Annotated in this window: 12 protein-coding genes; 4 read left to right on the forward strand and 8 right to left on the reverse strand. The window is 68.9% G+C overall.

Annotated elements, in window-relative coordinates; all coding sequences use genetic code 11:
- Positions 1 to 234: 234 nt before the first annotated feature.
- From ABN034_RS20200 to ABN034_RS20210, 3 genes are all read left to right on the forward strand, one after another.
- Positions 235 to 1,860 carry an alkaline phosphatase D family protein gene (locus ABN034_RS20200; protein WP_349692536.1) on the forward strand — a complete coding sequence of 542 codons (1,626 nt, stop codon included), beginning with the start codon at positions 235 to 237 and terminating at the stop codon, positions 1,858 to 1,860.
- Between the two features lie 301 nt (positions 1,861 to 2,161).
- Positions 2,162 to 3,139 carry a hypothetical protein gene (locus tag ABN034_RS20205; RefSeq protein ID WP_349692537.1) on the forward strand — a complete coding sequence of 326 codons (978 nt, stop codon included), beginning with the start codon at positions 2,162 to 2,164 and terminating at the stop codon, positions 3,137 to 3,139.
- A 610-nt stretch (positions 3,140 to 3,749) separates the two neighbouring features.
- A complete protein-coding gene (locus tag ABN034_RS20210; RefSeq protein ID WP_349692538.1) occupies positions 3,750 to 4,298 on the forward strand; it encodes a dihydrofolate reductase family protein in 549 nt (182 codons plus the stop codon).
- Between the two features lie 175 nt (positions 4,299 to 4,473).
- On the opposite strand, the gene ABN034_RS20215 is transcribed toward ABN034_RS20210, so the two are convergent.
- The 6 genes from ABN034_RS20215 to ABN034_RS20240 form a co-directional block, all read right to left on the reverse strand.
- The gene (locus tag ABN034_RS20215; protein ID WP_349692539.1) at positions 4,474 to 5,979 is read right to left on the reverse strand and encodes a dihydrolipoamide acetyltransferase family protein; all 1,506 of its coding nucleotides are present in this window, start codon (positions 5,977 to 5,979) and stop codon (positions 4,474 to 4,476) included.
- A 65-nt stretch (positions 5,980 to 6,044) separates the two neighbouring features.
- The gene (locus ABN034_RS20220) at positions 6,045 to 7,025 is read right to left on the reverse strand and encodes an alpha-ketoacid dehydrogenase subunit beta (protein ID WP_349692540.1); all 981 of its coding nucleotides are present in this window, start codon (positions 7,023 to 7,025) and stop codon (positions 6,045 to 6,047) included.
- On the reverse strand, positions 7,025 to 8,206 hold the full coding sequence (gene pdhA, locus ABN034_RS20225) for a pyruvate dehydrogenase (acetyl-transferring) E1 component subunit alpha (protein WP_349692541.1): 1,182 nt from the start codon (positions 8,204 to 8,206) through the stop codon (positions 7,025 to 7,027). The genes ABN034_RS20220 and pdhA overlap by 1 nt, the downstream gene beginning before the upstream one ends.
- Positions 8,207 to 8,803: 597 nt before the next feature.
- Positions 8,804 to 9,982, reverse strand: a complete 1,179-nt coding sequence (locus ABN034_RS20230; protein ID WP_349692542.1) for a CaiB/BaiF CoA transferase family protein — start codon at positions 9,980 to 9,982, stop codon at positions 8,804 to 8,806.
- A 163-nt stretch (positions 9,983 to 10,145) separates the two neighbouring features.
- Positions 10,146 to 11,294 (reverse strand): acyl-CoA dehydrogenase family protein, encoded by a 1,149-nt coding sequence (locus ABN034_RS20235; RefSeq protein ID WP_349692543.1) that lies wholly within the window; start codon positions 11,292 to 11,294, stop codon positions 10,146 to 10,148.
- 124 nt (positions 11,295 to 11,418) lie between these two features.
- Entirely contained in the window at positions 11,419 to 12,264 is an 846-nt protein-coding gene (locus tag ABN034_RS20240) for an alpha/beta fold hydrolase (protein WP_349692544.1), read from the reverse strand.
- A 109-nt stretch (positions 12,265 to 12,373) separates the two neighbouring features.
- Here ABN034_RS20240 and ABN034_RS20245 point away from each other — a divergent pair, with 109 nt between their 5' ends.
- Complete coding sequence (locus ABN034_RS20245; RefSeq protein WP_349692545.1) at positions 12,374 to 13,435, forward strand: sigma-70 family RNA polymerase sigma factor; 1,062 nt, start codon at positions 12,374 to 12,376, stop codon at positions 13,433 to 13,435.
- 101 nt (positions 13,436 to 13,536) lie between these two features.
- Here the strand turns inward: ABN034_RS20245 and ABN034_RS20250 are convergent, their stop codons facing one another.
- Together ABN034_RS20250 and ABN034_RS20255 are read right to left on the reverse strand one after the other, a co-directional pair.
- Positions 13,537 to 14,109, reverse strand: coding sequence for a hypothetical protein (locus ABN034_RS20250; RefSeq protein WP_349692546.1), 573 nt, complete (start codon positions 14,107 to 14,109; stop codon positions 13,537 to 13,539).
- Positions 14,106 to 14,702 carry a SatD family protein gene (locus tag ABN034_RS20255; RefSeq protein WP_349692547.1) on the reverse strand — a complete coding sequence of 199 codons (597 nt, stop codon included), beginning with the start codon at positions 14,700 to 14,702 and terminating at the stop codon, positions 14,106 to 14,108. Before ABN034_RS20255 ends, ABN034_RS20250 begins: the two co-directional genes overlap by 4 nt.
- Positions 14,703 to 14,802: the final 100 nt, after the last annotated feature.

Here is a 14,802-nt window from a genome sequence, read left to right on the forward strand (position 1 = left end):
CTGCAGGGTCGGAAACGTACGCCAAGGACGCATGATGACATGTCGGGAGAAAAATTGTCGTGACGTGTGTCCTCAATCACCGTACGTATGGGACCTGTATCGGCCAGCATTCCCGCCATAGGGGACATGTCGCCTGATCACTGGAAACGTCCGACACCACCCGGTCAAGCATTGGCCACTCGCGCGCCGAACGTCGTTGGTGGGACGCTCATGGGTCTGCCCTAGACAGGGGCCATGTCCCGACACTCCTCTGCCCGCCCGAGCCGCCGTGCCCTTCTCGGAACCGGTCTCGCGGCCGGAATCACCGTGCTCAGCAATGCTCCGGCGCTCGCCGCCGATCGTTCGTACGCTTCGGTCGGCACCCACGAGCGGTCGCTCGCCCGGCGTACGGCTCCGGCGTTCCTGAGGAGTGGCCGGCCCTCCCTCAGCCATGGCATCGCCAGCGGTGACCCGACCGGTGACGGGGCGGTCGTCTGGGCGCGATCGGACCAGGTGGCGCGGATGACCGTCGACCTCAGCCGTACGCCGGACTTCGCTCGGGTCACGACCGTCGCTGGCCCGGTGCTCACGGAGGCGACGAACTTCACCGGCAAAGTCGACCTGCGCGGGCTTCCGGCGGGGCGGGAACTCTTCTATCGCGTGACTCTCGAGGATCCGGACCGCCACGGGGTGGGCGGCGAACCGCTCGCCGGGCGCCTGGTCACCGCACCTCGATCCAGGCGTACGGGCGTGTCGTTCCTCTGGTCCGGCGACATGGTGGGACAGGGGTGGGGCATCAACCCGGACCTCGGCGGCATCACCATCTTCGACCGCATGCGCGCGCTGCGACCGGACTTCTACCTCAACTCCGGCGACACGGTCTACGCCGACGGCATCCTCTCCGAGACCGTCACGCTGCCCGACGGCCGGATCTGGCGCAACGTCACCACCGAGGAGAAGAGCAAGGTCGCGGAGACACTGGCCGAGTATCGCGGACAGTGGGCGTACAACCTGCTCGACGAGCACGTACGGGCCTTCGCAGCCGACGTACCACAGATCGCCCAGTGGGACGACCACGAGGTCACCAACAACTGGTATCCGGGCGAGGTTCTCGACGACGCCCGGTACGCCGAGAAGCGTGTGGACGTGCTCGCGGCACGGGCGCGACAGGCGTTCTTCGAGTGGATGCCGATCCGGCCGGTACGCAGGGACCCGGACGGCCGCGTCTACCGGAAGATCGCGTACGGCCCGCTGCTCGACCTGTTCGTCCTCGACATGCGTACGTACAAGGACGCCAACACCGACGGGCTCGAGACCGTGCCGGACGGTGGTGTGCTCGGCCGGCGGCAGCAGTCCTGGCTGACCAGGGAACTGCTCGCCTCCCGCGCCACGTGGAAGGTGATCGCGAACGACCTGCCGCTCGGCCTGGTCGTGCCGGACGGCGACACGGCGATCGAAGGTGTGGCGCAGGGCGATCCGGGGCGCCCACGCGGCCGCGAGTTGGAGTTCGCCGGCCTGTTGTCGACACTGCGCCGCCACCGCGTGCGCAACGTCGTCTGGCTCACGGCGGATGTGCACTACGCGGCGGCACATGCGTACTCGCCGGAGCGGGCGAGCTTCACCGACTTCGATCCGTTCTGGGAGTTTGTGTCGGGGCCGGTGAACGCGGGTGGGTTCGGACCCAACGTGCTCGATCCGACGTTCGGGCCGGAAGCCGTCTTCGTTCATGCGCCGCCGGTGGCGAACGCCTCGCCGCTGGACGGGTACCAGCACTTCGGCGAGGTGTCGATCGCGGGCGACAGCGGTGAGCTGACGGTCCGGATGCGCGACCAGGACGCGAACGTGTTGTACGCCAAGACCCTGCAGCCCGCGAAGGCCTAGCGCCCTAGACCCCGGGCGACTCGAACTCGACAGGTTGGTCGAGTGGTCACACACCCCCGGCCAGCCCTCGAGCGACCTCGCCATCGACTTCGTCGGCGTCGCCATGGCTCCTCCTGGCGACCGCAGCGATGCGTGTGTGGCTGGTCACCCCTCTCGGCCGCGCAGGCCGGCCACGACCTGAATCTGCCATTCGGCGGATACACGGCCGGACCCTCGCCGGCCATCCTCGGTCGGGGAGGTCGTCCGTGGCCGGACTCCCACCCAACCCTGAGAGGGCTCGAACGACAGGAAGTGAGATCCGATGACTGCCAGTCCATCCTCGGACGGCCCCGGGTCTGGAGAGCGCGACGCACGATGGTGGCCGGCCGTCGGTGTGTCGACCGCCGCGCTTCTTGACGCCGCCGCGCACCTCGTCGGTTACCACGAGGTCTCCGGCATGCCGACGTTTCCATGGTGGACCAGCCTCGGCGCTGCGGCACTCGCCCTGGTTGCGGCGGGTCTTCCGGCGCCCGCGGTGCGCGCCGCTGTGCTGTGGCTCGGGTCCGGCAGCATCCTGGCACTTTCCAGCCTGCCCGTCTTACCGCACGACCTGCTGGTCGTTGTGTCTCATCTGATCGTGCAAGTGAGCGGAGGCAAGGACCTCTTCGCGGTGGATACGCCCTGGCTGGCAGTGATACGCCACCTGGTGGTGTTGACCGCCGCGGGCGCGGCGTGGCGTGCCGGTGTCCGGGCCCGGCGCAGGGCGCGCGGCGTATGCCCTGGCTGCGGGCGGATCGAATCGCGCGAGGCGGCGGTTGGTCGCCGCCTCGCTCGGGTGGGTGGCCTGCTAGCCATCGTGGCACCTCTGCCCTACGTCTGGCTCAAGCTGGAATGGGCCACCGGATCCACTGTCGGTTTGGCTGATCCTGACTACTTCGACGGTGTGACCTTCTTCACGCCGGGCTTCGGTGACACTGCGCTGTTGGGTGGACTCGGAGTGGTGGTCGCGTTGGCCATGATGACCGTGCCGCGTCAGCGGTTGGTCCGAGCCACGCTGGTCGGCATCGGGGCGATCGGTTCGGTGATGCTTGTCCCGGTCGGCGTACTTGGCGCACTGCTCCTGGGAGCAACCCTCCTCACGGTGATGCCGATGGACGAGGACCTCGCCATCCGGCCCTGGGTATTCACCATGGTGTATCCCAGCTTCCTGCTCTGGGGGGTGGGCCTCGCCCTGGCGACATGGCAGTACTGGAAGGGCACCAAACCCGCCTGCGCCTATCACCGCGGTCCTGTGCCATGAGCTCCCGGACCGCCGGGGCCATCAGAAACCGAGCGGTCAGGTTGCCGGGAAGGACCAGCGTCAAGAACGTGCAAACTGCCCAGCCCCAAGCCAGCAACAGAGGGCGCCAGCGACCGGCGGCCTCGAGTTGCATGGCGGCTATGGCTGCGAGCGTTAGCACTTCCATCCCGAGCGCCGACCAGTTCGTTTGCGCCACGGTGAGGTCGGCCAGCCAGTGCTCGCGAAACATGCTGTCGGGATCGACACCGCGATCGAAGGAAGTGATTCCCTCTTTCAAACCAACGACCGCCAACAACACGTGAGTGGCAACTACTGCCGTGGCGAAAACGACCGCAACGCGCCAGATGCTCTGGTTCGTCCACCAGTTCGTACGTTCTGTTGACTTCACACCAAAGGATGCTGCTCTGAGCCTCCGAGGTCCGCACTCTGCCATATGGCAGATGTGCCGAGTGGCTCAGCTGCGTCAACATGTGTACGTGCATGAGGAGGCAGCCTCTGCACACCGTGCGGCAAGCAGCATCACAGGGCGATATCCAGACGAGGATGAATCATGACAGGTACAGTCCAGCAGAGCGACACCTCGAATCGACAGGACTTCCGCAAGGTCGTCGTGTACTCGCTCATCTCCCTCGATGGCGTAGCAGAGGAGCCCGGCGATTGGATGTTCGCGGTCGACGAGGATGTCTTCTCGTTCCTCGGAAACGTGATCAACCGACAGGACGACGTGCTCCTTGGCCGGGGTACGTACGAATACTGGGTCGACTACTGGCCCACGTCGGACGTCGAGCCGTTCGCAAGCTTCATCAACAACACAACCAAGCATGTCTTCAGCTCCTCTCCTTTGAACGGGAGCTGGGCGAACGCACGCTGGGTACAGTCACCGTTGGAGGACTACGTCCGGCAGTTGAAGAACGGTCGTGGTCGAGACATCGGCGTGCACGGCAGTATCTCTGTTGCGCAAGCTCTCCTTGCGGCAGACCTCGTGGACGAGGTTCACCTGGTCGTCGCACCAACCTTGGCGGGTGATGGCTCCCGGCTCTTCCCGACGTTGGCTGGTGGACCGCGGCGGCTTGAATGCGTCAGCCAGGTTCGAACCCCCAGCGGGGCCATACTTCTGTCGTACCGCCTCGGCGAGCAAGCTGACCTCGCCGGTTCATGAGTGCGGCGGCACGAGGGTCGAACTGAGCGAGGCGCTTTGCCTGTAAAGAAGAATCGGTGCTGCGGTCACGCCGATCTTCTGACCGGAAGGCGCGGGCGTGGCGCGATGAGACGCCCCCGAGCTGACCTCTCACCGCCATTGCCGGGCTCTCGCGGAGCCGGACCGCTTGGTTGAGTCAGGCGAGGAGGAGAGCATTCGCCGGGTCCTCGACGATGCGGGCGACGTCGGTGAGGAACCGCGAGCCCTGTTCGCCGTCCACGACCCGGTGGTCGAACGACAACGACAACGTCGTCACCCAGCGCGGCACCACCTGGTCGTCGACGACCCACGGCTGTTTGCGGATCGCACCGAACGCGAGGATGCCGGACTCGCCCGGGTTCATGATCGGAGTTCCGCCGTCCACGCCGAAGACCCCGACGTTGGTGATGGTGAACGTCGTTCCCAGCATGTCCTCGGGTGCTGTCCTGCCCTCGCGCGCGGTCTGGGTCAACGCGTTGAGGGACCGCGCGAGATCGGGTAACGGCAACTGCTCGGCGTCCTTGATGTGCGGCACGGTCAGCCCTCGCGGCGTGGCGGCCGCGATGCCCAGGTTGACGTAGTCCTTGAGCACGATCTCGCTGGCGGCATCGTCCCAGGTGGAGTTGAGTTCGGGGGTACGCCGGAGGGCCAGCAGGCACGCCTTCGCGACCACGACGAGCGGGGTGAGCTTGACGTCGGCGAGCTCCCGGCGTCCCTTGAGGCGTGCCAACAGGTCCATGGTGTTGGTCGCGTCGACCCTCATCCACTCCGTGACATGAGGTGCGGTGAACGCGCTCTGCGTGACGGCCTGGGCCATGGCCCGGCGTACTCCACGGACCGGCACCCGCGTCTCCCGGACGCCCGGAGCCCGCGTTGCCGGCGCCAGGCCTTCTGCCGGAGCAGCCGGGGCGGCCGGGGCGGCCGCCTGGGTCGCGAAGGACTCCACGTCCGACCGGCTGATCGTGCCGTCCGGGCCGGTCGGTGGGACGGTACGCAGGTCGACCCCGAGATCCTTGGCCAGCTTGCGTACAGGCGGCTTCGCGCGGGCGGGTGCGGTCGAGACGACGGATGGCGCAGGCGCGGGTTCAGGTGCCGGTGCGGGCGTCGCCGCAGGTTGCGCTGGCGCGGTGGCGGCGGGTGCCCCTCCCGCCGGCGCGGGCGGAGCAGCGACCTCTGTGGGCGCTCCCTGCACGGGAACGGTTGCACCCTTGCGGGGACGGCGTCGTGCTGCTCCGGCCCGAGGACCGTAGCCGACAAGGTTGCTGGTTCGTCCTTCGCCGTTCGCCTCCCCGCCGGCAGCGGCAGGCGCTCCGGCCGCGGCGGGAGGCGCTTCCCCAGGTCCAGCAGCAGGCGCTTCCCCAGGTCCGGCGGCAGGCACGGACCCTCCACCGGGCCGAGCAGCCTCGTCAGGCGTGACACCCTCACCAGCGACCCGGATGAGCGGCGTACCGACCGGCACCACCTGCCCCTCAGGCACCAGCAGCTCCGCGATCGTTCCTGCGTACGGGCAGGGGAGTTCGACCAGCGACTTCGCGGTCTCGATCTCGACAACGATGTCGTTGACCTTCACCGTGTCGCCCGGCTTCACCTTCCAGGTGACGACCTCGGCCTCCACCAGGCCCTCGCCGACGTCCGGCAGCTTGAACTCGCGTACGTTCGCCATCCGCGCCCCATCCCCTCAGTAAGTCAGGCCCTCAGTACGCCATTCCGCTCAGTACGCCATTCCGCTCAGTACTCCAGGACCCGGTCGACGGCATCGAGCACCCGGTCGAGGTCGGGCAGATAGTCCTCCTCGGCACGTGCCACCGGATAGGGGGTGTCGAAACCCGCGACCCGCTGTACCGGTGCCTCGAGGGAGTAGAAGCACTCCTGCGCGATCCGGGTGGCGAGCTCCGCACCCAGCCCACCCGTCACGGGCGCCTCGTGGACGGTGACGACCCGCCCGGTCCGGCGTACCAGCTCATAGACCGGTGAGAGGTCGAGCGGCGAGAGGGTCCGCAGGTCCACGACCGCGAGGCTCCGGCCCTCCTCGGCGGCCGCCGTCGCGGCGTCGAGGCAGGTCTTCACCATCGGCCCGTAGCAGAGCAGGACCGCATCGGTGCCGTCCTGGACGACTCGCGACCGGTGCAGCGGGTACGGCGGCACGGCGAGGTCGGTGTCGACCTCCGCGCGCTCGTAGTAGCGCCGCTTCGGCTCCAGGAAGATGATCGGGTCGTCGCTGGCGATGCACTGCTGGATCATCCAGTACGCATCACCGGGGTTGGCGCAGGCGACCACCTTGAGCCCGGCGGTGTGGGCGAAGTACGCCTCGGGCGACTCCGAGTGGTGCTCCACCGCCCCGATCCCGCCACCGAACGGGATCCGGATCACGACGGGCAGGGTGAGCTTGCCCTGCGACCGCAGGTGCATCTTCGCGACCTGGCTGACGATCTGGTCGTACGCCGGGTAGACGAAGCCGTCGAACTGGATCTCGCACACCGGCCGGTAGCCCCGCAGCGCAAGACCGATCGCCGTCCCGACGATCCCGGACTCCGCGAGCGGCGTGTCGATGACGCGGTCCTCGCCGAAGTCCTTCTGCAGGCCGTCGGTCACCCGGAAGACGCCGCCGAGCTTCCCGACGTCCTCGCCCATGACGATGACCTTGGGGTTGTCCTCCATGGCGCGGCGAAGGCCGGAGTTGAGCCCTTTGGCGAGAGTGAGCTGGGTCATCAGATCACCCCCTCCGCGAACTCGGCATCCGCACCTGATGTGGCATCGGCATCAGCGAACGACGCTTGATAGTCGCGGAGCCACTGTTGCTGCGCTGCCAGCTCCTCGGTCTGCTCGGCGTAGACGAGATCGAAGCTGTGGGCGTAGTCCGGTTCGGGCATCGCGTGGGTCCCTTCGCGCACATGCTGGGCGAGGGCGTCGGCCTCGGCTTCGATGCGGACGAAGAAGTCGTCATCGGTGACACCGTTGCGGGTGAGATAGGCCTTGACCCGGGCGAGCGGGTCCTTGAGCTTCCAGTGTTCGAGCTCGTCCTTGAGGCGGTAGCGCGTCGGGTCATCGGTGGTCGTGTGCGCGCCCATCCGGTACGTGAACGCCTCGACGAGTGTCGGACCGCCCCCGTCACGGGCCTGCTGCAGCGCGGCCTTCGCCACGGCGTAGCAGGCGAGGACGTCGTTGCCGTCGACGCGTACGCCCGGAAAGCCGAAGCCGGCCGCCCGCCGGTAGAGCGGGATCCGGGACTGCTTCTCCATCGGCGCCGAGATCGCCCACTGGTTGTTCTGCAGGAAGAACACGATCGGCGCGTTGAACACCGACGCCCAGATGAACGCCTCGTTGACGTCTCCTTGGGCGCTCGCGCCATCGCCGAAGTAGCCGAGGACCGCCATGTCGCGCTCGGGGTCCCCGGTGCCGACGAGGCCGTCGCGCTGGACCCCCATGGCGTAGCCGGTCGCGTGCAGCGTCTGGGCGCCGATCACGATCGTGTAGAGGTGGAAGTTGGTGGTCCTGGGATCCCAGCCGCCGTGGTCCACCCCGCGGAACAGGCTGATGATCGCCAGCGGATCGATGTCACGGCACCATGCGACGCCGTGCTCGCGGTAGGTCGGGAAGATGAAGTCCTGCGCGCGGACCGCCCGGCCGGAGCCGATCTGCGCGGCCTCCTGACCCAGGAGCGAGGCCCAGATCCCGAGCTCACCCTGCCGCTGGAGGGCGATCGCCTCCGCGTCGATCCGCCTGGTCAGCGCCATGTCGCGGTAGAAACCCTTGATCGCCTCGTCGTCGAGGTCGAACGCATAGTCGGGGTGCTCGCAGCGTTCACCTTCGGGGGTGAGCAGCTGTACGAACTCGGGGCCACCTTCCGCCGGGTCCTCGTTCGGGGACCACAACGCGCCATCCGTCGTCACCGTGCACTCCTTCTCCTCCATCGGTCGGCGGGATCACCGCCTCACCGGGCCGGAGCTCGGCGCGTCGGCACTCACCGTCACCTGTGGGCGCAGATGAGTCCTACGACGCGCACGACTGTGGCACCTTGCCCAGCCGTGGCACCAACGTACCCATCGTGCCCCGTCAGTGCATCCGTTCCGCGGCGTGCGTTCGTCCAGTCCGGCTCCGGCGTACTGCAGTGGTGTCCGCGGCCATCGAGGTGCGCTCGTCGCTCCCCGCGGATCTGCCCGACCTCTGCCGTGCCCCCGGCCCCCGCGATCGGTACCGCGAGGCCACGTGATTCAGGATCGTTCGGGCAGGTGGGGTGACACCATGTCGGAACCCACCGTTCGGTGGTGCGGTTTGGTGTACGCCTTCCACAGTTAGTCGTACGCCCGATTTCTTGGTCGTACGCCCGACTTTTCTTGCCCGTCGTACGCCCGACTCTTCTTGCCGGTCGTCCGCCCGACATTCCTTGCCGTCGTACGCCCGGATTCCGATCCCTCCGGCAGCCGTATCCATGATCATGAAAGTTTGCGGCGAACACGCCCCGCTCTTCCTCATGATCACGATCATGATCACGGAGAGGTGGCGACGGCGCCGGAGTGGAGGAGGGCGGTCACGTCGGCATCGGTGAAGCCCCAGTCGCGTAGGGCTTCGCGGGTGTGTTCGCCAGGGTGCGGGGCGGGGCCCTGGACGGCACCCGGCGTGCGTGACAGTTTCGGCGCCGGGCCGGGCTGCAGAAGCGCTCCCACCTCGACGAACGTCCGCCGGCTGGCGAGGTGTGGATGCTCGGGCGCCTCGCGCTGGTCGAGCACCGGGGCGACGCAGGCGTCGGTGTCGGCGAACTGCCGGGCCCACTCGTCACGGGTCCTGGTCGCGAACACCTCGGCGAAGCGCTGGTGCAGGACCGGCCAACCGCCGCGTTCGTACTGGTCAGGCAGGTCGTCGCCGTCGGGGCCGGCATCGGTCAGACCGAGGCCCTTCAGCAGTTCGGCGTAGAACCGCGGCTCCAGCGCCCCGACGGCGACGAAGCGACCGTCGGCGCAGGCGTACGTCCGGTAGAACGGCGCGCCACCGTCGAGCAGGTTCCCACCGCGCGGAGCGGGCCACCCGCCGGCCGCGCGCAGACCGTGCAGGTGCGTCGACAAGAGCGCCGCGCCCTCGACCATCGCCGCGTCGACGACCTGGCCGCGGCCGGAGCGGTCGCGTTCCCAGAGCGCTGCGAGGATCCCGATCACCGCGAGCATGCCGCCGCCGGCGAAGTCGCCGACATAGTTGAGCGGTGGTACCGGCGGCGCGTCGCCCGGTCCGATCGGGTCAAGGGCACCCGACACCGCCAGATAGTCGATGTCATGTCCCGCCGTGTGCGCGAGCGGGCCGTCCTGTCCCCAGCCGGTGACCCGGGCGTAGACGAGACCGTCGTTGCGGGCGAGGCAGGCTGCCGGGCCGATACCGAGACGTTCGCAGACACCCGGCCGGAACCCCTCGAGGACGACGTCGGCAACGGCCGCCAGGTGCAGGAAGGTGGCGGCCCCGTCGGAGTGCTTGAGGTCGATCGCGACCGAACGCCGACCGCGCGCGAGCGGATCGTCCGGGAGCCCGGCGGCCGGGAGCGCGGACACCGGCTCGGCCGCCACCACCCGGTCGACCCGGAGCACCTCCGCGCCCAGGTCGGACAGCATCATCGCGGCGAACGGCCCCGGTGCCAGGCTCGCCAGCTCCACCACCCGTAGGCCAGTCAGCGGACCAGTCATCACCCCATCATCGAGCCTCGCCTGCGCGGACGCGAACACGCCGCACAGCCGAGGTCGTCCACCAGTCACCGCGGCACCCCGACCCTGCCAGACCGGCCAGACCTCAGCGAGGACGTCCAGGCCCAGCCAGACCCGCTTGGGACTCGGCGGGGCCCGGTCTGGTTCAGCTGGAGTCGCCGAGCATGGCGCGGCTGATGATGTCCTTCATGATCTCCGACGTACCCGCGTAGATCCGCTGCACCCGCGCATCGGCGTACGCACGGCAGATCGGGTACTCCCACATGTATCCGTACCCACCATGCATCTGCACGCAGTCGTCCACGACCCGGCCGAGCATCTCGGTGGCGAAGAGCTTCGCGGACGCGGCTGAGGCGGCGTCCAGCTCGCCCGCTCCCGCCGCGAGGACGCAGCGGTCGACGTAGGCCTGCGCCACCTCGATCTCCGTCCGCATCTGCGCCAGCCGGAACCGGGTGTCCTGGAATCCCGCCAGAGCGCGCCCGAACGCCTGCCGCTCCTGCACGTACGTCAGCGTGTCCCGCAACGCCACCTCCGCACCGGCGACCGCGCTCATCGCGACGACCAGACGTTCCTGGGCGAAGAGCCGGATGATCTGTGCGAACCCCTCTGCCGGGTTGCCCAGCACGTTGTCCTTGGGGATCCGGCAGTTGTCGAAGAACAGCTCGGCGGTGTCCTGGGTACGCAGGCCGAGCTTGTCGAGCTTGCGGCCGCGGCTGAACCCGGGCGTGCCCGTCTCGACGAGGAAGAGCCCGATCCCGTGCCGGCGGTCGGGTTGGGTCCGCGCCGCGACCAGGACGACGTCGGCGCAGATGCCGTTGGAGACGAACGTCTTGGCACCGTCGAGGACCCAGTGATCCCCGTCGTCGGCGGCCTTCGTCCGCATCGCCGCCGCGTCGGAACCCGCCTCCGGCTCGGTGATCGCGATCGCGAGAACCGCCTCGCCGGTCACGGCCCGGGTGAGGAAGCGGCGCTTCTGCTGACGGGTACCGGCGTGGATGAGATAAGGAGCGACGATCGCGTTGTGCAGCGCCAGCCCGAACCCCGACTCGTGGACCCGGGCCAGCTCCTCCATCATGATCTGCTCGTACCGGAGGTCGGAGATGCCGAGTCCGCCGTACGCCGGATCGGCCGCCGGTACGACGAAACCCTGCTGGCCGGCGACTCGCCAGATCTCCTTGTCGACCAGCCCGGCCTTGTCCCACCCCGGCTGCCGAGGAACGACCTCACGTTCGCAGAACGTCCGAAACGACTCGCGGAACGACTCGTGGTCGGCGTCGTAGTATCCAGCCCGCATGGGCCCGATCCTGCCAGGAACGGCCGGCGGGCGGCCGTGCCGCAGGGAATGATCACATATGCGTGATCATTCCCCACGATGCAGGACGAATTCCGCGCGCATCGTGGGGAATCGACGCGCATCGTCACCGCCCCGGTCCTCCCTCGCTCAGGACCGTACGCAGCCGAACCGAGAACGCGTCGGGGTCCTCGGCGAATCCGATGTGGCCACCGGGGAACATCGTCGGTTCGATCCCGAGCGCAGCGGACAGCGCCCTCGACGAACGGTCGCAGAGCTGGCCTGACGAGTCCTCGCCGATCCCGATCAGCACGCGGGTCGCCGTCGAACGCAGGTGAGCGATGTCAGGCACCCAACGGACCGTCGAACGGATCATGTGCGCGTACTGGAAGTCGTCGTCCGCGGCCTCCTGCTTTGTGCGATCTCCGGCGAACATCAGCTGGAACACCTCCTCAGGCATCTCGATGTTGGCGATGGCCAGGAACTTCCGCCAGGCGCCCACGACGTCACCGGAGAGGTGGGTGGCGATCAGGTCCTCGGTCCGCTCGCGAAGCTCCTCGTTGTCGTCGAGCCCGTGGTGCAGCGGGGGTTCGTGGGCGATGGCCGTGTGAACCAGCCCGGGGTGGGCCTGGGCAAGGGCCAGGACGCTGACGGCTCCGCCGCTGGACCCGAGGACCGCTGCCGGGCCGGCGTCGAGGTGGGTGATGAGCCGGGCGAGGTCGTCCGCGCGCAGCTCCGGGGTCGAGTCCCGGTCGCGGTCGTCGACCGTGCTGCGGTTGATGCCCCGTGGGTCGGTGGTGAGGACCGTGTGGTCGGCGGCCAGCAGGTCAGCCAGCGGTTCGAAGGACCTCGCGTCCATCGGGGCCCCGACGAGCACGACGAGCGGGCCGGCCCCCCGTACCTCGTAGTGCAGTGTGGCATCGGGGACCCGGAGAGTCTCGACGGTGACGGGAACGGTCGACGTGTGGTTCATCGGATCCTCCTGATATGGCCGGTACGACGGCTGTCCGAGGCCCGTACGGCGGCTCGAACATGCCTGCTCGGAGGTAAGTGACTCCCGCCCTGAGGCAGAATCGTCGCTCGTGAGTGACGCATCTTCCGGGTGGTCGGCGGACACGACGGCCGAGCCTGCCGCCGAGGATCTGGCTCGGGCCCGCGGCGGGGACGATGAGGCGTTCACCCGCCTCGTCGAGCCGTTACGTCGCGAGCTGCACGCCCACTGCTACCGCATGCTCGGGTCGACCCACGACGCCGACGACGCCCTGCAGGACGCCTTGCTCCGAGCCTGGCGCGGGCTCCCGCGCTTCGAGGGCCGCAGCTCGCTGCGCTCGTGGCTCTACACCGTGGTGACGCGTACCTGCCTCGACAGCGTCGCCATGCGCGGGAAGCGGGCGCTGCCGGTCGACCTCAGCCCGTCCAGCGACCATCCGGTGATCGGTGACGCCCCGTTGAGCGAGATCGCCTGGTTGGGGCCCTATCCCGACGCAGGTCTCGATGGCGGTGCGGGCGGACCGGCCGGACCGGACGCGCACTACGAACAGCGCGAAGCGGTCGAACTCGCTTTCGTCGCGGCCCTGCAGCACCTGCCGGGCAACCAGCGCGCGGCCCTGCTGCTCTTCGAGGTCCTCGGCTTCTCCGCCGCCGAGATCGCCACCATCATGGACACGTCGACCACCTCGGTGAACTCCGCCCTGGCGCGGGCCCGCAGGATCGTCACCGAGAAGATCCCCTCCGCCACCCAGCAGCAGACGTTGCGGGAGATCGGCGACGCCCGCCTGCGGGAGATCGTCACCGGCTACTCCACCGCGCTCGAGCGCGGCGACGCCGACGCCCTGGTCGCGCTGCTCACCGAGGACGTCACCTGGTCGATGCCGCCGATGCCGCACTGGTACCACGGGCTCGCGGCGGTCACCGACTTCGCCGTCCAGGTCCCGTTGACCGGGTGTGGCTCCTGGCGACACCTTCCGACCAGCGCGAACGGCCAGCCGGCGTTGGGTTCGTACCTCTGGAACGACGAAGCGGGCGCGCACGTCAGCTGGGCCATCGACGTCCTGACCCTGCGGGGCGACCGGATCGCGGAGATCACGACGTTCATCGGGCCGGACCATGCTGCTGCGTTCGGCCTGCCCGCGTCGCTCCCCTGACATATCGCTCGCCGCGAATCGGGAGGCACCCAGGTCACGGGAGGTCGGTCAGGTCAGGGGAGGTCGAGCGTACGCGTGGCCGATCCGCGGAGACGAAGTGGTCAGCGGAAGAGGAGCGCGACCCCGGCGGCGCCCGCCGCCCAGAGCAGGCTCGTGAACGTCCCGATGATGAACCGCTCGGCGGCCCCGGGAGCCCGGAGTTCCGGGTAACGGCCGAGGCTCTTCACCGCCAGCACCAGCGCGACGCCTTCCGCGAGTCCGGTGAGCAGGCAACTGGCGATCGCGGCCCGTTCGAGGGCGCCGATCCACAGACCTCCGCGCAGGACCGGCCTCGCGGGCACAGGCGACGGACCACCGGCGACGGTCGGCTCGGCGGGTTCGGCAGGGTGGGTGATCTGCGGCATTCCCGCCAGCTCCGCGCCGCGCAACATCGCCGTGGTGACCGGTCCCCCGCCCGCGACAGCGATCACGACGCCGAGGACCGCCGCGAGGCCACGTGGGAGGCCGGCGTCGGCTGCAGCGAGAAGCGCCGCCAGACCGAGGACTGCTGCGGGCGCGGTGACGACGAGCCACCACGGCAGGCGGGCGAGTCGGGCCGACACCGCGTCATGCCATGCCGCGACGCTGGCGACGGCGAGAAGCAGCAGGAGGACGAGCAGCGCGATCGTGGTCACGAGCGGTCCGCCTCTCTCAGGAGTCGGCTCGCGATGGGGCGAACCCGGCGTTCTTCGTTCCACAGTGCCGCGCGAAGCCGTTGGCTCACGGCCTGCGGGCTGATCCCGAGGCGCTGGGCGACTTCCTTCTGGGCGAGTCCCTCTGCCATCAGATCGACGACCTCCCATCCCTGCCGGCTCCGGCGGTGTACGACCGCGCCTAAGAGTGCCAGCAATGCCTGCGCATCCTCGGCCGTGTCGGGGTCGGGTCCGATCACGGCCAGCCGGGCGACCGTCGACTTCGCCCGCTCCACCGCCGTCCGCGCATTGACGAACGCCGGACCGCTCGCCGCCCGCACACTGGCTGGGATGGGTGTACGGACCTGCCCGACGCCGACGCCGACGTACCAATGGCCCTCGCGTACGAGAGCGAGGGCGAGGTTCACCGCGTCGTCCGGGTGGTCCAACAGTCCCTGGACCTCGTCGCCGGCGGTGCGCTCGAATCCGCGTACGAGCCGGGTCGCTTCCGGCCGCGTTGCCAGACGGGCGAGCAGATCCTCGATCCGGTCCGCCTCGCGGCGGCTGGCGCGCTGGTCGATCGTGAGGACCAGCATGGGCAGCCTCCCTTCAGCGGGCTTGCCGCGTTTGCGCGCCTACAGCGGCCGGCAGCGCCTTGATCCAGGCCCATCAAGCTTCTACGCTTGCGTGAGCCTA

The organism is Actinopolymorpha sp. B11F2 (assembly GCF_040195635.1).
In the GTDB taxonomy this organism is placed as follows: Bacteria; Actinomycetota; Actinomycetes; order Propionibacteriales; family Actinopolymorphaceae; genus Thermasporomyces.